Source organism: Pseudomonas sp. GD03903, assembly GCF_029840045.1.
GTDB lineage: Bacteria > Pseudomonadota > Gammaproteobacteria > Pseudomonadales > Pseudomonadaceae > Pseudomonas > Pseudomonas pseudonitroreducens.
Window position 1 is genome coordinate 36590 of the sequence record NZ_JAOCBT010000005.1, and the last position, 17642, is coordinate 54231.

General features: G+C 63.2%; 20 protein-coding genes and 1 tRNA gene. 7 read left to right on the forward strand and 14 right to left on the reverse strand.

Features of this window, described 5'->3' with window-relative positions; translation table 11 throughout:
* Positions 1 to 87: 87 nt before the first annotated feature.
* From N5C91_RS09070 to trxB, 3 genes are read right to left on the reverse strand one after another with little or no spacing between them, the layout of a single operon-like run.
* A complete protein-coding gene (locus N5C91_RS09070) occupies positions 88 to 795 on the reverse strand; it encodes an arginyltransferase (protein ID WP_236173253.1) in 708 nt (235 codons plus the stop codon).
* A 31-nt stretch (positions 796 to 826) separates the two neighbouring features.
* Positions 827 to 1531 carry a leucyl/phenylalanyl-tRNA--protein transferase gene (aat, locus tag N5C91_RS09075; RefSeq protein ID WP_236202220.1) on the reverse strand — a complete coding sequence of 235 codons (705 nt, stop codon included), beginning with the start codon at positions 1529 to 1531 and terminating at the stop codon, positions 827 to 829.
* A gap of 35 nt (positions 1532 to 1566) precedes the next feature.
* Positions 1567 to 2517, reverse strand: coding sequence for a thioredoxin-disulfide reductase (gene trxB / locus N5C91_RS09080; RefSeq protein WP_279829216.1), 951 nt, complete (start codon positions 2515 to 2517; stop codon positions 1567 to 1569).
* Between the two features lie 221 nt (positions 2518 to 2738).
* Here trxB and ftsK point away from each other — a divergent pair, with 221 nt between their 5' ends.
* Genes ftsK through N5C91_RS09110 form a run of 6 tightly spaced genes read left to right on the forward strand, consistent with a single transcriptional unit; the run spans position 2739 to position 10212 of the window.
* Positions 2739 to 5150, forward strand: coding sequence for a DNA translocase FtsK (gene ftsK, locus N5C91_RS09085; RefSeq protein WP_279829218.1), 2412 nt, complete (start codon positions 2739 to 2741; stop codon positions 5148 to 5150).
* 19 nt (positions 5151 to 5169) lie between these two features.
* Entirely contained in the window at positions 5170 to 5793 is a 624-nt protein-coding gene (gene lolA, locus N5C91_RS09090) for an outer membrane lipoprotein chaperone LolA (RefSeq protein WP_236173249.1), read from the forward strand.
* A 35-nt stretch (positions 5794 to 5828) separates the two neighbouring features.
* Entirely contained in the window at positions 5829 to 7154 is a 1326-nt protein-coding gene (locus tag N5C91_RS09095) for a replication-associated recombination protein A (protein WP_236173248.1), read from the forward strand.
* Positions 7155 to 7200: 46 nt separating this feature from the next.
* The gene (gene serS / locus N5C91_RS09100; RefSeq protein WP_236173247.1) at positions 7201 to 8481 is read left to right on the forward strand and encodes a serine--tRNA ligase; all 1281 of its coding nucleotides are present in this window, start codon (positions 7201 to 7203) and stop codon (positions 8479 to 8481) included.
* 1 nt (position 8482) lies between these two features.
* Positions 8483 to 9868, forward strand: a complete 1386-nt coding sequence (gene cysG, locus N5C91_RS09105) for a siroheme synthase CysG (protein WP_236173246.1) — start codon at positions 8483 to 8485, stop codon at positions 9866 to 9868.
* On the forward strand, positions 9865 to 10212 hold the full coding sequence (locus N5C91_RS09110; RefSeq protein ID WP_236202215.1) for a lysozyme inhibitor LprI family protein: 348 nt from the start codon (positions 9865 to 9867) through the stop codon (positions 10210 to 10212). The genes cysG and N5C91_RS09110 overlap by 4 nt, the downstream gene beginning before the upstream one ends.
* Positions 10213 to 10412: 200 nt before the next feature.
* On the opposite strand, the gene N5C91_RS09115 is transcribed toward N5C91_RS09110, so the two are convergent.
* The 7 genes from N5C91_RS09115 to N5C91_RS09145 form a co-directional block, all read right to left on the reverse strand.
* Positions 10413 to 11414: a glutathione S-transferase family protein gene (locus tag N5C91_RS09115; RefSeq protein ID WP_279829223.1), complete on the reverse strand. Its 1002-nt coding sequence runs from the start codon at positions 11412 to 11414 to the stop codon at positions 10413 to 10415.
* 88 nt (positions 11415 to 11502) lie between these two features.
* Positions 11503 to 12501 (reverse strand): glycosyl transferase family protein, encoded by a 999-nt coding sequence (locus N5C91_RS09120; protein ID WP_279829225.1) that lies wholly within the window; start codon positions 12499 to 12501, stop codon positions 11503 to 11505.
* Complete coding sequence (locus N5C91_RS09125) at positions 12498 to 12833, reverse strand: TusE/DsrC/DsvC family sulfur relay protein (RefSeq protein WP_236202212.1); 336 nt, start codon at positions 12831 to 12833, stop codon at positions 12498 to 12500. The genes N5C91_RS09120 and N5C91_RS09125 overlap by 4 nt, the downstream gene beginning before the upstream one ends.
* Positions 12830 to 13135, reverse strand: coding sequence for a sulfurtransferase complex subunit TusB (tusB, locus tag N5C91_RS09130; protein ID WP_236173332.1), 306 nt, complete (start codon positions 13133 to 13135; stop codon positions 12830 to 12832). Before tusB ends, N5C91_RS09125 begins: the two co-directional genes overlap by 4 nt.
* Complete coding sequence (gene tusC, locus N5C91_RS09135) at positions 13132 to 13491, reverse strand: sulfurtransferase complex subunit TusC (RefSeq protein ID WP_236202211.1); 360 nt, start codon at positions 13489 to 13491, stop codon at positions 13132 to 13134. The genes tusB and tusC overlap by 4 nt, the downstream gene beginning before the upstream one ends.
* Complete coding sequence (gene tusD, locus N5C91_RS09140; protein WP_279829230.1) at positions 13491 to 13883, reverse strand: sulfurtransferase complex subunit TusD; 393 nt, start codon at positions 13881 to 13883, stop codon at positions 13491 to 13493. The genes tusC and tusD overlap by 1 nt, the downstream gene beginning before the upstream one ends.
* Before the next feature lie 112 nt (positions 13884 to 13995).
* The gene (locus N5C91_RS09145) at positions 13996 to 14661 is read right to left on the reverse strand and encodes a Bax inhibitor-1/YccA family protein (RefSeq protein ID WP_024765156.1); all 666 of its coding nucleotides are present in this window, start codon (positions 14659 to 14661) and stop codon (positions 13996 to 13998) included.
* Between the two features lie 133 nt (positions 14662 to 14794).
* On the opposite strand from N5C91_RS09145, the gene N5C91_RS09150 reads away from it, so the two are divergent.
* A tRNA-Ser gene (locus N5C91_RS09150) sits at positions 14795 to 14882 on the forward strand.
* Positions 14883 to 15053: 171 nt separating this feature from the next.
* Here the strand turns inward: N5C91_RS09150 and N5C91_RS09155 are convergent.
* The 4 genes from N5C91_RS09155 to N5C91_RS09170 form a co-directional block, all read right to left on the reverse strand.
* Entirely contained in the window at positions 15054 to 15476 is a 423-nt protein-coding gene (locus N5C91_RS09155; RefSeq protein ID WP_279829232.1) for a hypothetical protein, read from the reverse strand.
* Positions 15477 to 15989: 513 nt separating this feature from the next.
* The gene (locus N5C91_RS09160; RefSeq protein WP_279829235.1) at positions 15990 to 16391 is read right to left on the reverse strand and encodes a hypothetical protein; all 402 of its coding nucleotides are present in this window, start codon (positions 16389 to 16391) and stop codon (positions 15990 to 15992) included.
* Positions 16392 to 16738: 347 nt separating this feature from the next.
* On the reverse strand, positions 16739 to 17290 hold the full coding sequence (locus N5C91_RS09165) for a hypothetical protein (RefSeq protein ID WP_279829238.1): 552 nt from the start codon (positions 17288 to 17290) through the stop codon (positions 16739 to 16741).
* A gap of 3 nt (positions 17291 to 17293) precedes the next feature.
* The gene (locus N5C91_RS09170; RefSeq protein ID WP_279829240.1) at positions 17294 to 17548 is read right to left on the reverse strand and encodes a hypothetical protein; all 255 of its coding nucleotides are present in this window, start codon (positions 17546 to 17548) and stop codon (positions 17294 to 17296) included.
* Between the last annotated feature and the right edge of the window lie 94 nt (positions 17549 to 17642).

Sequence of the window (17642 nt, forward strand, 5' to 3'; positions counted from 1 at the left end):
CTAAGATTGCCTGAAGTGTTTCAGGCCATTAAAAAAGGCACATAGTGTGCCTGAAATCGCCCCACAACGCCAATGGGTGTTTTCGCGTCAGTTCAATGCCACCCAGCGCTGGTTGACGAACAGCTCGATCGGTCGGTACTGGGTCTTGTAGTTCATCTTTCGGCAATTCTTGATCCAGTAGCCCAGGTAGACGGCGTGCAGGTTCAGGCGCTCGGTCTCGCCGATCTGCCAGAGGATGGCGAAACGCCCCAGGCTGCGGCGCTCCTCGTCCGGGTCGTAGAAGGTATAGACGGCGGAAAGGCCGTTGGGCAGCACGTCAGTGACGGCAACGGCGAGCAGGCGGCCCTGCAGGCGGAATTCGAAGAAGCAACTGAACGGCAGGTCGCGCACCAGAAAGGTGGCGAACTGGTCGCGACTTGGCGGATACATGTCCCCATCGGCATGGCGCTGCTCAATGTAGCGCATGTAGAGGGCGTAGTACTCCTCGGTGAAGGCCGGGCGTTTGCGGATCACTTCCAGGTCGGCGTTGCGCTTGATGATGCGCTTCTGCTGGCGGTTCGGCTGAAAGCCGCTGGCCGGAATGCGTGCCGGTATGCAGGCGGTGCAATGCTGGCAGTGCGGTCGATAGAGGTGTTCGCCGCTGCGCCGGAAACCTACCTCCGAGAGCGAGGCATACAGCTGCGCATCCATGGGCTGGCTGGGGTCGAGGAACAGGGTGGTGGCCTGCTCCTCGGGCAGATAGCTGCATGGATGCGGTTGTGTGGCGTAAAACTTCAGGCGGGCGAGCTCGGTCATCTTCAACCCCTGCGAGGTCCCTCATGCAAGTTTAAGACAGGCTGAGCGGGTCCGCCTGCGAAGTCCAGTCCTGCAACGGTGTTTCGTCGAGATGACGGCGCAGGTAGCTGGCGAACTCGCGGCGGGAAATGGCGCGGGCGCCAAAACTGTGCAGGTGCTGGGTCGGCATTTGGCAGTCGATCAGCACGAAGCCGGCGGCCTGCAGGCGTTGCACGAGGGTCACGAAAGCGACTTTGGATGCGTTGTCGGCGCGGCTGAACATGGATTCGCCGAAGAACAGGCGGCCGATGGCCAGGCCGTAGAGGCCGCCGACCAGCTCATTGCCCTGCCAGGCTTCCGCCGAGTGGGCGACGCCCAGGCGGTGCAGTTGGCAATAGGCGTCCTGCATCGGCGTGGTGATCCAGGTGCCGTCCGCGTAATCGCGCGGGCCGGCGCAGCCGTGGATGACCTGCTCGAAGGCCGTGTCGATGGTGACCTGATAGTGCTGCTGGCGGATGAACTTGCTCAGGCTGCGGGATACGTGCAGCTCCTCGGGAAGCAGGACCGTGCGCGGGTCGGGTGACCACCAGAGAATTGGCTGGCCATCCTGGTACCAGGGGAAGCAGCCGTGGCGGTAGGCCTGGATCAGGCGCTGTGGATTGAGGTCGCCGCCGGCCGCAAGCAGTCCGTTGGGCTCATGCAGGGCCTTGTCGAGGGGCGGGAAGTCGAAATTGCTGCGGGAAAGCCACTTGAGCATGGGGAGGAGGGGAGGGCGAGCCTCCCCTGGACCGATCAGTTGTCGTCGAGGAACTTTTCGGCGTCCAGCGCGGCCATGCAGCCGGCGCCGGCCGAGGTGATGGCCTGGCGGTAGACATGGTCGGCCACGTCGCCGGCGGCAAATACGCCGTCGATACTGGTCAGGGTCGCGTTGCCTTCGGCGCCGCCCTTGATCTTCAGGTAGCCGTCATGCATCTCCAGCTGGCCCTTGAACAGGTCGGTGTTGGGCTTGTGGCCGATGGCGATGAATACGCCTGCAAGGTCCAGCTGGCGGGTTTCGCCGCTGTCCACGTCCTTCAGGCGCACGCCGACGACGCCCATGTTGTCGCCCAGGACCTCATCCAGGGTGGTGTTCCAGTGCAAGCGTACATTGCCGTTCTTGGCTTTTTCGAACAGCTTGTCCTGGAGAATCTTCTCCGAGCGCAGCTTGTCGCGGCGGTGGATCAGATGGACTTCCTTGGCGATGTTGGACAGGTACAGCGCTTCTTCCACGGCGGTGTTGCCGCCACCGACCACGCAGACGACCTGGTTGCGGTAGAAGAAACCGTCACAGGTGGCGCAGGCGGAAACGCCCTTGCCCATGAAGGCCTCTTCCGAGGACATGCCCAGGTACTGGGCCGAAGCGCCGGTGGCAATGATCAGCGCGTCGCAGGTGTAGGTGCCGCTGTCGCCCTTGAGGGTGAAGGGCTTCTGCTGCAACTCGGCGGTGTGGATGTGGTCGTAGACGATCTCGGTGTCGAAACGCTTGGCGTGCTGCTCCATGCGCTGCATCAGGGCGGGGCCGGTCAGGCCTTCGACGTCACCGGGCCAGTTGTCGACTTCGGTGGTGGTGGTGAGCTGGCCGCCAGGCTGGATGCCGGTGATGACAACAGGCTTGAGGTTGGCGCGCGCGGCGTACACGGCTGCGGTGTAGCCCGCCGGGCCGGAGCCCAGGATGATCAGGCGCGAATGCTTGACTTCACTCATAAAAAGACTCCATAAGCCTTTGTCACGTAAGAGAATGCATGCTCCAATTGAGCAGCCGAAAAGCGGTGTTGGGCTATGCTACACCGAACCCCGGAAAGCCGGCAAAAGCGCAGTCGGGCACACCCGGGGTCGCTGGCATCGGCCGGCCAAAGCCGTACAATAGGCCCGTTTCGCGGCCCAACGACTCTCGGACGCGCGTATAGCGCAGGAATAGAAGCGTTTTGAAGGACACCACAGCAAGCCATGCCGCCGCCTGGCGCCAGCAACTGCACTACCGTCTGAAGGAGGGGGCTCTGATCGCGCTCGGCGCGCTCTGCCTTTACCTGTGGATGGCGCTGCTCACCTACGATTCCTCCGATCCGGGCTGGAGCCACTCCAGCCACGTCGAGCAGGTACAGAACGCTGCCGGCCGGCTGGGCGCGCTGAGCGCCGACATCCTGTTCATGGTGCTGGGCTATTTCGCCTACCTGTTCCCGCTGCTGCTGGCCGTGAAGACCTACCAGGTGTTCCGCAAACGCCACATGCCCTGGGAATGGAGCGGCTGGCTGTTCTCCTGGCGCCTAATCGGCCTGGTGTTCCTGGTGCTGTCCGGCTCCGCGCTGGCTTACATTCACTTCCACACCAGCGGCGCGCACATGCCGGCCACGGCTGGCGGAGCCCTGGGCGAGAGCCTCGGCCAACTGGGTATCAATGCTCTGAACGTGCAGGGCAGCACGCTGCTGTTCCTGGCGCTGTTCCTGTTCGGCATGACGGTGTTCGCCGACCTGTCCTGGTTCAAGGTCATGGACGTCACCGGCAAGATCACCCTCGATCTCTTCGAATTGATCCATAACGCCACCAATCGCTGGTGGAGTGCCCGCAGCGAGCACAAGCAGCTCGTCGCCCAGTTGCGTGAAGTCGACGAGCGCGTGGCCGAGGTCGCTGCGCCCATCGTCGCCGACCGCCGCGAGCAGGCCAAGGTCAAGGAGCGCCTGATCGAGCGCGAGGAAGCGCTGGTCAAGAGCGTGCAGGAGCGTGAGAAGCGCGTGGCGCCGAAGATCGACGTCCCGCCGCCGCCCACGAAGCCCGCCGAGCCGAGCAAGCGCGTGCTGAAAGAGAAGCAGGCGCCGCTGTTCGTCGATACCGCTGTGGAAGGCACGCTGCCGCCGCTGTCGATCCTCGACCCGGCCTCGGAAAAGAAGCAGAGCTATTCGCCCGAATCCCTGGAGGCCATGTCGCGCCTGCTGGAGATCAAGCTCAAGGAATTCGGCGTCGAGGTCATCGTCGAGTCCGTGCATCCGGGCCCGGTGATTACCCGTTTCGAAATCCAGCCGGCCGCCGGCGTGAAGGTCAGCCGTATTTCCAACCTGGCCAAGGACCTGGCGCGTTCGCTGGCGGTGATCAGCGTGCGCGTGGTGGAAGTCATCCCCGGCAAGACCACCGTGGGCATCGAGATTCCCAACGAAGACCGGCAGATGGTGCGTTTCTCCGAAGTGTTGATGACCCCGGAGTACGACGAGCACAAGTCCACCGTGCCGCTGGCCCTGGGCCATGATATCGGCGGTCATCCGATCATCACCGACCTGGCGAAGATGCCGCACCTGCTGGTGGCCGGTACTACCGGCTCCGGTAAGTCGGTGGGCGTGAACGCCATGCTGCTGTCGATCCTGTTCAAGTCCACGCCGGAAGAGGCGCGCCTGATCATGATCGACCCGAAGATGCTGGAACTGTCGATTTACGAAGGCATTCCGCACCTGCTCTGCCCGGTCGTCACCGACATGAAGGAGGCCGCCAACGCACTGCGCTGGAGCGTCGCCGAGATGGAGCGCCGCTACAAGCTGATGGCGGCCATGGGCGTGCGCAACCTCGCCGGCTTCAACCGCAAGGTGAAGGATGCGGAGGAGGCCGGTACGCCACTGACCGACCCGCTGTACCGCCGCGAGAGCATGGAAGACGAAGCGCCGCTGCTGCAGACCCTGCCGACCATCGTGGTCGTCGTGGACGAATTCGCCGACATGATGATGATCGTCGGCAAGAAGGTGGAAGAGCTGATCGCCCGTATCGCCCAGAAAGCGCGTGCGGCGGGCATCCACCTGATCCTGGCGACCCAGCGTCCGTCGGTGGACGTGATTACCGGCCTGATCAAGGCGAACATCCCTACCCGTATCGCCTTCCAGGTGTCCAGCAAGATCGACTCGCGCACCATTCTCGACCAAGGCGGCGCCGAGCAACTGCTGGGCCACGGCGACATGCTGTACCTGCCGCCGGGCACCGGCCTGCCGATTCGCGTCCATGGCGCCTTCGTCTCCGACGAAGAGGTGCACCGCGTCGTCGAGGCGTGGAAGCTGCGAGGTGCGCCGAACTACATCGAGGACATCCTCGCTGGCGCCGACGAGGGCGGTGGCGGCTCGTTCGAAGGTGGCGGTGGTGGCGAAGGCAGCGAGGGTAGCGAGGACGATCCGCTCTACGACGAGGCCGTGCGTTTCGTGACCGAAAGTCGCCGGGCCTCGATTTCCGCCGTGCAGCGCAAGCTGAAGATCGGCTACAACCGCGCCGCGCGAATGATCGAGGCGATGGAAATGGCCGGTGTGGTCACCGCAATGAATACCAATGGCTCGCGCGAAGTCATCGCGCCCGCCCCGATCCGTGATTGATTCGACTTCGAGGATTTCGATGCGTCTGATCCGCCTGTTTTTCGTTGCTGCGCTGGCCTTTGCCGGCGTCCAGGCCCATGCCGACGATGCCGCTGCGCAGCGCCTGAGCGGGATGCTCACCAAGGCCCAGACAATGACCGCGCGCTTCTCCCAGCTGACCCTGGATGGCAGCGGCACTCGCCTGCAGGAAACCGCCGGTACCCTGGGGCTCAAGCGCCCCGGCCTGTTCCGCTGGCACACCGATGCTCCGAACGAGCAACTGCTGATCTCCAATGGTGAGAAGATCTGGCTGTATGACCCGGACCTGGAGCAGGTGACCATCCAGAAGCTCGACCAGCGCCTGACCCAGACCCCGGCCCTGCTGCTGTCCGGCGATGTGTCGAAGATCGGCCAGAGCTTCGATATCACCGCAAAAGATGGCGGCAACGTGGTCGACTTCACCCTCAAGCCCAAGTCCAAGGACACGCTGTTCGACAGCCTGCGGATTTCCTTCCGCAGCGGTGTGGTGAACGACATGCAGTTGATCGACAGCGTCGGCCAGCGCACCAACATCCTGTTCTTCGACGTGAAGATGAACGAGCCGATGGACGCCAAGCAGTTCGTCTTCGACGTGCCCAAGGGCGTCGACGTCATCCAGGAATAACCGGCCGCGCGCCGGATTGATCGATAGGTAATACCGTGGACCTGTTCCGCTCCGCCCCCGTTTCCCAGCCCCTGGCCGCGCGCCTGCGCGCGACCAGCCTGGACGAGTACGTCGGCCAGGAGCACCTGCTCGCCCGCGGCAAGCCGCTGCGTGAGGCGCTGGAGCAGGGCGCGCTGCACTCGATGATCTTCTGGGGCCCGCCCGGGGTCGGCAAGACCACCCTGGCGAAGTTGCTGGCCCAGGTCACCGATGCGCACTTCGAGACCATCTCGGCAGTGCTCTCGGGCGTGAAGGAAATCCGCCAGTCGGTGGAGGTGGCCAAGCAGCACGCCGCGCAGTATGGCCGTCGCACCATCCTCTTCGTCGACGAAGTGCACCGCTTCAACAAGAGCCAGCAGGATGCCTTCCTGCCCTATGTGGAAGACGGCACCCTGATCTTCATCGGTGCGACCACCGAGAACCCGTCCTTCGAGCTGAACAACGCGCTGCTCTCCCGCGCGCGCGTCTATGTGCTGAAAAGCCTGGACGAAACGGCCCTGCGGCGGTTGGTGGAGCGCGCATTGACCGAGGAAAAGGGCCTGGGCAAGCGCAACCTGAGCCTGCCCGACGACAGCTTTGCGATCCTCATGGCCGCGGCTGACGGCGACGGCCGGCGCCTGCTCAACCTGCTGGAGAATGCCTCCGACCTCGCAGAGGACAACGGCGAGATCAGCGCCGAGTTGCTGCAGAACCTGCTGGGCGACTCGCGCCGGCGCTTCGACAAGGGCGGCGAGGCGTTCTACGACCAGATCAGCGCGCTGCACAAGTCGGTGCGTGGCTCCAGCCCCGACGGAGCGCTGTACTGGTATTCGCGCATGCTCGATGGTGGCTGCGATCCGCTGTACATCGCGCGCCGGGTGGTGCGCATGGCCAGCGAGGACATCGGCAATGCCGATCCGCGTGCCTTGACCCTGTGCCTTCACGCCTGGGATGTGCAGGAGCGCCTCGGCAGTCCGGAAGGTGAGCTGGCGATCGCGCAGGCTATCGTTTACCTGGCCTGTGCGCCGAAGAGCAATGCCGTCTACAACGCTTACAACACGGCGCGTCGTGACGTGGCAGAGAGCGGCTCGCTGGAAGTGCCGCTGCATTTGCGCAATGCACCGACCAAGCTGATGAAGAACCTGGGCTATGGCGACGAGTATCGCTATGCCCATGATGAGCCGGATGCCTATGCGGCCGGAGAAGACTACTTCCCCGAGTCCATGGAACCGCGCCAGTATTACCAACCCGTGCCGCGCGGGCTCGAACTGAAGATCGGCGAAAAGCTGCGCCACTTGGCCAGCCTCGACAAGGCCAGTTCCCGCCGTCGCAGAAAATCCTGAAGTGGCGCCCCTGAGCGCCGCCCGACACTAGACACGAGAAGACACCATGCTCGATTCCAAACTGGTTCGTACCCAGCCGCAGGAAGTGGCCGAACGCCTGGCCACCCGTGGCTTCACCCTGGACGTGGCACGCATCGAAGCGCTGGAGAGCCAGCGCAAGGCCGTGCAGACCCGCACCGAGACCCTGCAGGCCGAGCGCAACTCGCGCTCCAAGGCCATCGGCCAGGCCATGAAGAATGGCGAGGACGTCGCGCCGCTGAAGGCCGAAGTCAATCGCATGGCCGAGGAGCTGGAATCCGGCAAGCGCGAGCTGGATGCCATCCAAGCCGAGCTGGACAGCCTGCTGCTGAACATTCCGAACCTGCCGCACGAATCCGTTCCGGTCGGTGCCGATGAAGAAGAGAACGTCGAAGTTCGTCGCTGGGGCACCCCGCGCACCTTCGACTTCGAGATCAAGGACCACGTCGCCCTGGGCGAGCAGCACGGCTGGCTGGATTTCGAGACCGCTGCGCGCCTGTCCGGCGCCCGCTTCGCCCTGATGCGCGGCCCGATCGCCCGCCTGCACCGCGCCCTGGCGCAGTTCATGCTCGACCTGCACACCCGCGAGCACGGCTACGAAGAAGCCTATACGCCGTACCTGGTACAGGCTCCCGCGCTGCAGGGCACTGGCCAGCTGCCGAAGTTCGAGGAAGACCTGTTCAAGATCCAGCGTGAAGACGAAGCCGATCTGTACCTGATTCCGACCGCGGAGGTCTCGCTGACCAACATTGTGGCGGGGCAGATCCTCGACGCGAAGGAACTGCCGCTGAAGTTCGTCGCCCACACCCCGTGCTTCCGCAGCGAAGCCGGCGCGTCGGGCCGTGATACCCGCGGGATGATCCGCCAACACCAGTTCGACAAGGTCGAGATGGTGCAGATCGTCGAGCCGTCCAAGTCCTGGGAAGCCCTGGAAAGCCTGGTCGGCAATGCCGAGAAGGTCCTCCAGGCGCTGGAACTGCCGTACCGCGCCCTGGCGCTGTGCACTGGCGACATGGGCTTTGGCGCCGCCAAGACCTATGACCTGGAAGTCTGGGTGCCGAGCCAGGACAAGTATCGCGAGATTTCCTCCTGCTCCAACTGCGGCGACTTCCAGGCCCGCCGCATGCAGGCGCGCTATCGCAACCCGGAAACCGGCAAGCCGGAGTTGGTCCACACCCTCAACGGCTCGGGCCTTGCCGTAGGCCGTACCCTGGTCGCGGTGCTGGAGAACTACCAGCAGGCCGATGGCTCGATTCGCGTGCCGGATGTGCTCAAGCCGTACATGGCGGGCATCGAGGTAATCGGCTGAGATGGACTTCCTGCCGCTGTTCCACATCCTGCGCGGACGTCGCGCGCTACTGGTCGGCGGCGGTGATGTCGCACTGCGCAAGGCGCGCCTGCTGAACGACGCTGGCGCAGTGCTGCGCGTCGTGGCGCCCGAGGTGCATTCCGAACTGCGCGAGCTGGTCGAGGAGGGCGCGGGGGAATTGCTCCTGCGCCCCTACGCCCAGGGCGACCTGCAGGACTGCGTGCTGGTCATCGCCGCCACCGACGATGAGCCGCTCAACGCCCAGGTGTCCCGAGATGCCAACGAGCGCGGTGTGCCGGTCAATGTGGTCGACGCGCCTGCCCTGTGCAGCGTGATCTTCCCGGCGATCGTTGATCGTTCGCCGCTGGTGGTGGCTGTCTCCAGTGGTGGTGATGCGCCAGTGCTGGCGCGGTTGTTGCGCGCCAAGCTGGAAACCTGGATCCCCGCGACCTACGGCCAGTTGGCCGGTCTGGCCAGCCGCTTCCGCGAGCGCGTCAAGCAGCGCCTGCCGGACTTGCAGCAGCGTCGCAAGTTCTGGGAAGACGTGTTCCAGGGGCCGGTCGCCGAGCGCATGCTTGCTGGGCAGCCGAACGAAGCCGAGCGCCTGCTGGCGGACAAGCTGGAAGCGCCGCAGCCCGAGTCCCGTGGCGAAGTCTATCTGGTCGGCGCCGGCCCCGGTGATCCCGACCTGCTGACCTTCCGCGCCCTGCGCCTGATGCAGCAGGCCGATGTGGTGCTCTACGACCGTCTCGTTGCGCCGGCCATCCTAGAGCTGTGCCGCCGCGATGCGGACCGTCTGTACGTCGGCAAGCGCCGCGCGGACCACGCCGTGCCGCAGGATGAGATCAACCGGCAACTGGTTGAATTGGCCAAGCAAGGCAAGCGCGTGCTGCGCCTGAAGGGCGGTGATCCGTTCATCTTCGGTCGCGGTGGCGAGGAAATCGACGAACTGGCGGCCAATGGCATCCCGTTCCAGGTGGTACCGGGCATTACCGCGGCAAGCGGCTGTGCGGCCTATGCTGGTATTCCGCTGACACACCGCGATTACGCGCAATCCGTGCGCTTCGTCACTGGTCACTTGAAGGACGGCACCACCGACCTGCCCTGGAACGATCTGGTCGCTCCGGGCCAGACCCTGGTGTTCTACATGGGCCTGGTCGGCTTGCCGGTGATTTGCGAGCAACTGGTGCGCCACGGCCGCTCCGCCGACACGCCGGCTGCTCTTGTTCAGCAGGGCACCACCGTACATCAGCGCGTATTCACCGGTACCCTGGCGAACCTGCCGGAGCTGGTGGCCGAGCACGAAGTGCATGCGCCGACCCTGGTGATAGTCGGGGAAGTGGTGCAACTGAGAGAGAAGCTTGCCTGGTTCGAGGGGCAGCAGTGAGAGCCTCGCGCGTAGCGGTCCTGGGTGCTGTATGCGCCCTGGGCTTCGCTGCGTTACCGGTGTCCGCCGCCAGTTTCGATTGCAAGAAGGCCAGGCAGGCCGACGAGAAAGCCATCTGCGCGGATCGCCAACTATCCGAGATGGACGTGCAGGTAGCGACTACCTACCGCTTGTTGCGCGGTCTGTTCGCCATGGGCATGCGCGGCAACCTGGGCGACTCGCAGCTTGCCTGGCTGGAGCAGCGTCGTGCCTGCGGCGCCAACAAGGCCTGCCTGAAACAGCGCTATCAGGAGCGTCTGGACGCGCTGCAGAAGGTCTACGACGGCATCGAAAAGCCCATTTGACCTGCTTTTTCCCCTGTAGGAGCGAGCTTGCTCGCGAACAGTTTTTCCGCAGGCTTGGGCGTCAAGCGATTCGCGAGCAAGCTCGCTCCTGCAAATCGGGTGTTGCGCAGCTTTTGTAGGAGCGGAGTCATCCGCGATGTTTGCAGCCGCTGATGAACATCGCGGACGGAGTCCGCTCCTACACCAGGTTCAAGCGCCGCTTAGCTCCTACGCGCGATACCCTTGCCGGGCAAATGCTCACGCCCGTGCGGACTGGTGAATTCCTGCTGCGGCCCAAGCGGCACCACGCCAGTCGGGTTGATGGTGCGATGGCTGGCATAGTAGTGGTTCTTGATGTGCTGGAAATCGACCGTTCCGGCAACACCTTCCAGTTGATACAGCTCGCGCAGCCAGCCTGACAGGTTGGGGTAGTCCGCCAGTCGGCGCAGGTTGCACTTGAAGTGGCCGTGGTAGACCGCATCGAAGCGGATCAGCGTGGTGAACAGACGCACATCGGCTTCGGTCAGGTATTCGCCCGCCAGGTAGCGCTGCTTGCCGAGGCGCTCCTCCAGCCAGTCCAGCTCGTTGAACAATGTCTTGAAGGCTTCTTCGTATGCATCCTGTGTCGTCGCGAAGCCTGCACGGTAAACACCGTTGTTCACGGCCGGGTAGATGCGCTCGTTCAGTTCGTCGATCTGCGCACGCAGCGGTTCCGGGTAGAGATCCAGCTTATTGCCGGTGATTCCATCGAAGGCCGTGTTGAACATGCGGATGATCTCCGCCGATTCGTTGCTGACGATGCGTTGCTCGTGTTTGTCCCACAGCACTGGCACGGTCACTCGGCCAGTGTAGTTCGCGTCGTCCCGGGTATAGCGTTGATGGAGGAAGGTCAGGTCATCGAGCTTGTCACCCGTGGAGCCGAGAGCTTTGTCGAAGGTCCAGCCGTTTTCCAGCATCAGCCAACTGACGACGGAAACATCGATCAGCGATTCGAGGCCTTTGAACTGGCGGTAGATCAGCGTGCGGTGGGCCCAGGGGCAGGCCAGGGAAACATACAGGTGATAGCGGCCGGCTTCGGCGCGGAAGCCACCCTCGCCGGTGGGGCCAGGCTGGCCATCGGCGGTGACCCAATTGCGGCGCTGTGCGTTCTCGCGCTGGAAGCGACCGTCCTTGCTGGTGTCATACCACTGGTCATGCCAGCGGCCATCGATCAACTGTCCCATCTTGAGTGCTCCAGAAAGCGGGAAGATGGGACCAGTCTATCGGCTCTGGCTCGATTGTTTAGCGCAAAAACAGGATTCCAGCTATCGACTAAATCGATCTGTTGCGCTCGGTCCAGCGTTTGTCGGCCTCTGCGAAGGCCTCGTCGCGCTGCAATCCCGTGGCTCGCAGGGCAAGCGCCATGGTTGCGCGGACGGCGAGCTCCGCATACGCATCCTCGGACTCACCACGCCAGAAGGCGACCAGGTGAGCCGGCTCCAGCGCTTCCGGCTTGACGTGGCGCAGCGGCGACAGCGCCGGCCATTCCTCGTCCCAGGCTGCGCCGTCGCGGCAGCCATAAAGGTGCGAGGTAGCATCGGGGTTCATCTCGATCTCGCCGCCTTCACCCTTGATGACGATGGCGTAGTCGCCGAGCAGGCGGCTACCCTCGCGATGTACCTCCTGGTAACCGGGATGGAAGATGCTCTGCAGCACGCAGGTAGCACCCAGCGGATTGATCAGGCGCACCGCCGAATGCATGGGGGAGCGCAGGCCCAGCGTGTTGCGCAGGTCAATCATGCGTTGCAGGCGCGGCATCCAGTCAACCAGCGGGGCGAACGCGACTCCCTTGGCGTCCAGCGCGGCACGGGCTGAATCCCAGTCCCTGCACAGCGGCAGGCCGAGTTGCTCCAGCAGCTGTTCGGTATAGAGGCGGCCAGCGGTGTGCGCACCGCCGCCGTGCAGAAGGATTCGTGTCCCGCTGCCGCCCAGGCATTTGGCAGCCAGCAGGTACCAGGGAAGATGTCGCTTCTTGCCGGCGTAGCTCGGCCAATCGAGATCGACGGCTATCTTCGGCACCTGCAGGCGCTCGCGCACGGCTTCGGTGAAGCCGGCGAGTTCCTCGGCGCTTTCCTCCTTGTGCCGCAGCAGCATCAGGAAGGCGCCCAGCTGGGCCTCCTCGACCTTGTCGTCAAGGATCATGCCCAGCGCTTCGCGGGCTTCCTCGCGGGTCAGGCCGCGCGCGCCGCGCTTGCCTTTGCCGAGGATGCGGACGAACTGGGCGAAAGGATGTTCGGCGGGTGTCTGCAGGACGAGCGGGGCGGCGGTCATAGGCAATTGGTCGGCTTCGGCAGGCCGGCGAGCTTTGCGGCAAGCTTGGCCGGGGTGCCTTTGAACAGGAGGTTGAGATGCAGGCTGCTACCTTTTTCCGCGCCCAGTTTCTGGGCCGTGTACTTGATCAGCGGGCGGTTGGCTGGTGAGAGCTGGAATTCACCGTAGAACTCCCGCAGCAGCAGGAGGATTTCCCAGTGCTCGGCTGTCAGGTGGATGCCTTCGTTGTGCGCCAGGGCTTCGGCGGCGGCATCGCTCCAGTCGTTCAGATCGACGAGGTAGCCGTCCTTGTCCAGCGGCAGGGCTTGTCCGTTGACCAGCAGGGTACTCATAGCCAGGCGTTGACCTTGTCGAAGCGAGTGCAGAGTTCGACGAAGCCGGGGTAGTCCACGGCTACGACGCGGGCGGGAACATCGTCCATGCCTCGGGCCTGCAGATCTTCCAGCAGGGCGAAGAGCGCATTGGCCGAAGGCATCAGCTCCAGTGCCTGGCATGGCGCGGTACTGTCGCGCAGGGCGTAGACGGCGTCGCCGGTCAGCAACAGGCCGTCGTCCGGACCAAGCAGGTGCAGGCAACTGGCGAGCCGGCCGTCATTGAAGGGGGAGTGCGAGAGCAGGTGGAGAGTAGCCATCAGATCGTGATCACCTGGTCGTGGGTTTGCAGCAGGTTGCGTAGTTCGGCATCGTCCAGCGCTTGGGCGGGCAATGTCAGGCTGGTGCCGCGCAGCCCGCGCTCCGCAAGGCTGCGGCTGCTGGTATACAGCGCCTCTACGCCAAACAGCGGCAAGGCTTGCAGGTTGGCCTGCAGGTCCTTCTGCTCGATTGTCGCCGGGCGCTGGTCGGGCGCCAGCTGGAACACACCATCATCCAGGAAGAGCATCGAGATCGGCAGGTCGAAGGCGCCGCCGGCGAGGGCGATGTCCAGTGCCTCGCGGGCACTTGGGCCGGCCCAGGGCGCCTGGCGGCTGATGATCAGCAGGGATTTGGCCATCAATTACCTCCGAAGCAGACCAGCCGGTCTGCCAGTTGCGCCGCTTCATGCAGCTGACCAAGTCCGGAAAGATCCCAGGGTGCCTGCAGGTTGGCGGCGTGGCGGGAATAGCGGTTGGCTTCCTCTGGGTTGAGCACGCCCCGGCGCAGCGCAGCAGCAATGCAGACCACGCCATCCAGCTGGTGATCAGCGACGAAGCGCGCCCAGCAGGCGGCGACGTCCAGCTCATCCTGGCTGGCGACGGTGTTCGCCGATGCGCTGTGCACACCATCCTGGTAGAAAAACAACCGGGTGATTTCATGGCCGCCGGCCAGCGCTGCCTCGGCGAAGCGCAAGGCGCGTCGGGCGGCCGGTGAGTGCGGCGGAGAGAAGAGGGCAATGACAAATTTCATGCTGGGCCGACTGCAGGGGAATATCGCCGAATGATACGGCAACGCGTCTTTTTTGCCCTGCCGGAAATGAAAAAAGCCCGTCGAAACGGGCTTTTCCCTGAAGGCTGAACTATCAGTCGTCGCTGCCCATGATGCCGAAGATCTGCAGCAGGCTGATGAACAGGTTGTAGATCGAGACGTACAGGCTGATGGTCGCCATGATGTAGTTACGCTCGCCACCGTGGATGATCGCACTGGTCTGGAACAGGATCATCGCCGAGGAGAACAGTACGAAACCGGCGCTGATGGCCAGTTGCAGGCCGCTGATCTGGAAGAACAGCGAAACCAGCACGGCGCCCAGCAGTACGAAGAAGCCCGCGGTGATGAAGCCGGACAGGAAGCTCATGTCCTTGCGGGTGGTCAGTACATAGGCGGAGAGACCGAAGAACACCAGGGCAGTCATGAAGAAGGCCGAGGAAATAATGCTCGCGCCGTTGGCCATGCCCAGGTACATGTTCAGGATCGGGCCGAGGGTGTAGCCCATGAAGCCGGTGAGGGCGAAAGTGCTGACCAGGCCCCAGGCGCTGTTGCGCAGCTTCACGGTAAGGAAGAACAGACCATAGAAACCGAGCAGCACCACGAAGAAGCTGGGGTAGGGCAGGCGCATCTGTTGCGAGGCGAAAGCTACCAGGCCGCTGAAGGCCAGGGTCAGGGCCAGCAGGCCATAGGTATTGCGCAGGACGCCGCTGACCTCTTTCTGCTCCACGGCTGTGGAGTCGAGATATTGCCGTTCTTGCATGTCGAGACACTCCTGTTAAGCGGGATACGGATCCATGACCGTAGTGAGCTCATCATAACAGAGGGAAAAGCGCGCTGAATCATCAGAGTTTGACAGTGTGTTGCGATTCGGTAATATTGCCGCCCGCTCATGTGGAAGCGTGGCCGAGTGGTTTAAGGCAACGGTCTTGAAAACCGTCGACGGGCAACTGTCCTAGAGTTCGAATCTCTACGCTTCCGCCACCATTACAACGTTGAAAGCCCCGCACTGCGGGGCTTTCGCGTTTGTGGTGAGTGGTGATGTGCACCATCGTTATCTCCCGATCATTTCCGCATTATTTTCGTCGTTTCCGCATCACGGTAATTGGCGGGTGGGTTTAACGACTTCGCCGACGCGGCGGTAAACCGTTTCTGTTATCCGTTTATTGGAGTGACCGCGTAGGGCGGATGCCTCTCGAATGTCGGCAATTTCCGATGCGGCCTTGGGGTGGCGGCTGCGAAGCACGAATTCACTAATCCGCTTCGCCAAATACTCGTCGCTGGCCTCGATCGCGGCCGCAGCCGCTCTTGCCTGGCTGCGCGGTTGTCCCAGCTGTGGTGCAACATGCTGGCTGTTATCCTGCGACTGGTAGTGCCGGTGATCAGGTTGGGGCGCAGGTGGCCAATGCGGCGCGCGGCCATTTGCTTGATCAACTGGCCACAGATGTTGCGGAACGGGATGCGTAGCTTCTTTGTGGTCTTGGCCTGCTTCACCAATAGGTAGTCGTCTTTGATGTCGTCGCGACGCATTACCAGGGCGTCGGCAGGGCGCTGGCCAGTGACGCAGGTCAGGTCCATCGCATCATGAATACCGTCTTGTTGACCGTGGATTTACTCAACGGCAAAAGCTGTAGCAAATGCTAGGGCGTCGCCGCGTCGCCGCGTCGCCGTGCAGCGGATGGCGTGGTAATGGAGGCACTGCCAATGCTGGACTCGCTGCACGGCTTGGCGGCTGCGCGTCCTTTGGGTGCCTGCGGCGACCTATGCAGCTTTCGGGTGCAATGGCTATATGGCCTGCTGGTTGTTCAGCGAGCAGGCCAACACGCGCGCAGCCAGGTCTTCGTCGAACAGGCTGGCGGAGGGCCTTGTAAGGGAGTCAAGGACTGCTTGCCGGCCCGGCAGTGGCCTAGCCGCGTTTCACGCGGTAGTCGTCTAGGCCATCGATTCGGCGAGGCCTTGGCGTGGGGGTGGCGACCGGTGTGCGAAGGGCATTGAAGACCGCGGTCAGGCGCCGCGACTTAGCCTGTGGGCCTACACCCAGTGCAACTAGAGCGGACAGAGCTGTGGCGGTTAGATCAGCGTTACCGTCGCTCACGGTTGCTCCTTAAGCACCAGTGAGTGCTGCAGTGTCAGGCTGAAAATCCAGTCGCTCAGCGCGCGGTATTCATCTTCGCGCAGTTCGTCACGTTCAATGGACGCAAGTATCCGACCCTGCGCGGCGCCAGCGCGATACTCCAGCTCCAGTATGTTGGTGCTGTCGCTCAGTTCATTGGCGGCGGTGAGCAAGGCGCATGCGGCGACCTTCGGCAGGCGTTCGACGGCGGCGTAGAGTTTGGCGGGCAGCGCCTCTAGGGAGATGGTGGAGGGCGGGAATAGCGCTAGTCGCTGGGGCTGTGCTTTGCGGGGTACAGGTCTCAGACCTTGTAGGATGGTTTGAAGACCCTCAAGCGCCTCAAGGGCATCTTCCATGCTGTTTCTGCAAACAGTGCTCATCTTAAAACTCCTGAACACGCCGGGGCGTAGCAACCGCAGCCGGCGAAGACTGAGCGAGCCGGGTGTGAACTTTAGAACTTAATCAGCCGGTTCGTTCCAGAATGAAAAGAAACCTACAGCATTCCTCTGTTCCTGTTATAGCCACATGCTATCAGCTAATGCAGTGCATTTGTATAGGACTCGCTATGCTCGGCGCCTCTAGCGCGGCCTTTTTCACGGGGATTAGTCTGCTATTGAGTCGTCATATTCTGACTTTTTAGAAGTGTCGATGTGCGGTACCAGTTGATCTTGCATTCGAAGAAGGATGGCTCGTAGTGCTGGCCACGGTGCGGCACCCATGTTGAGAATCAGGCTGCTTTCTGGTGATCCCCACCGAAGGTGTGCCCGGCTTCGATCCAGACCGCCTGCAGCCAGTCAGGTTTCTTCGCCATCGGCTTCTTGAGGGTGCCGGCGACGACCACCGAGTCGACTTTGCGGTCGAAGGTCACGGCGCGCCTCAGCACCATGGCCCGTCTTCGACTCGGCAGGTCTGCTACGTCGAAGCGGTCCAGTAGATGCAGGCGTGGGCCAGAGGTCGTCGCGGTAGTCAAGTCGATAGCCGCGTCGCACCGCCAGCGCTCTGACTTGGACAGCAGGCCTAGAGCCAGTTGCCGAAGGTCACGTCGATGTTGGCGCTGATCTCCACCGGTGACCAGCCAGCGGTGCCGGACAGGCACTTCAGTATGTAGTATGTCGTTCGCCGGGCCGATGGCATCGGCGAGAGTCTCCGTCGGAATGTAGGTCGGCGGCAGCGCGTCGGCCATGTCGATCCACGCCACCACTATCTTGTGCGCGGCTTTGGCCTCGGCGATCGAGGCCTCGCGCTGGGCGGCGGCTTCCAGGACGACCCGCAGGGTCACCAGCTACACGCGGCTCGCGGTGCGGGTCTGGCGGAACTCGTTAATGACTTGCTCGCAGTTGGCGATCGATTCGGCGCTGTACGTGTCGGTAGAGTCAGCTTCCAGGGCCTTGATCTGCTCGGCGGTCGCCAGACACTCGCTCAGGTCGCGCTGACTGTTCTCCATGGCGCACTGGGCACTGGTCAGATAGCCGCGGTACCGCGGCAGCCGGCGGGCGGCTTCGGCGTCTGCGATCTGCTCCGGTGGCTGGAGGTTCACCAGCGCGCCGGCTTACTGATCAAGAGTTTGTCCCGTGCGCGGGCAACAATCCGACTCCTAAATATCGCATTCACCGGATCGAGAACGGCTGGTC

Bases quoted from the DNA above. Each gene is read 5' to 3' on its own strand.
- trxB (WP_279829216.1), bottom strand. From the start codon at position 2,517: ATGAGTGAAGTCAAGCATTCGCGCCTGATCATCCTGGGCTCCGGCCCG.
- cysG (WP_236173246.1), top strand. From the start codon at position 8,483: ATGGACTTCCTGCCGCTGTTCCACATCCTGCGCGGACGTCGCGCGCTA.
- N5C91_RS09070 (WP_236173253.1), bottom strand. From the start codon at position 795: ATGACCGAGCTCGCCCGCCTGAAGTTTTACGCCACACAACCGCATCCA.
- lolA (WP_236173249.1), top strand. From the start codon at position 5,170: ATGCGTCTGATCCGCCTGTTTTTCGTTGCTGCGCTGGCCTTTGCCGGC.
- N5C91_RS09145 (WP_024765156.1), bottom strand. From the start codon at position 14,661: ATGCAAGAACGGCAATATCTCGACTCCACAGCCGTGGAGCAGAAAGAG.
- tusD (WP_279829230.1), bottom strand. From the start codon at position 13,883: ATGAAATTTGTCATTGCCCTCTTCTCTCCGCCGCACTCACCGGCCGCC.
- N5C91_RS09120 (WP_279829225.1), bottom strand. From the start codon at position 12,501: ATGACCGCCGCCCCGCTCGTCCTGCAGACACCCGCCGAACATCCTTTC.
- serS (WP_236173247.1), top strand. From the start codon at position 7,201: ATGCTCGATTCCAAACTGGTTCGTACCCAGCCGCAGGAAGTGGCCGAA.
- N5C91_RS09125 (WP_236202212.1), bottom strand. From the start codon at position 12,833: ATGAGTACCCTGCTGGTCAACGGACAAGCCCTGCCGCTGGACAAGGAC.
- N5C91_RS09155 (WP_279829232.1), bottom strand. From the start codon at position 15,476: ATGGACCTGACCTGCGTCACTGGCCAGCGCCCTGCCGACGCCCTGGTA.
- N5C91_RS09160 (WP_279829235.1), bottom strand. From the start codon at position 16,391: ATGAGCACTGTTTGCAGAAACAGCATGGAAGATGCCCTTGAGGCGCTT.
- tusC (WP_236202211.1), bottom strand. From the start codon at position 13,491: ATGGCCAAATCCCTGCTGATCATCAGCCGCCAGGCGCCCTGGGCCGGC.
- aat (WP_236202220.1), bottom strand. From the start codon at position 1,531: ATGCTCAAGTGGCTTTCCCGCAGCAATTTCGACTTCCCGCCCCTCGAC.
- N5C91_RS09115 (WP_279829223.1), bottom strand. From the start codon at position 11,414: ATGGGACAGTTGATCGATGGCCGCTGGCATGACCAGTGGTATGACACC.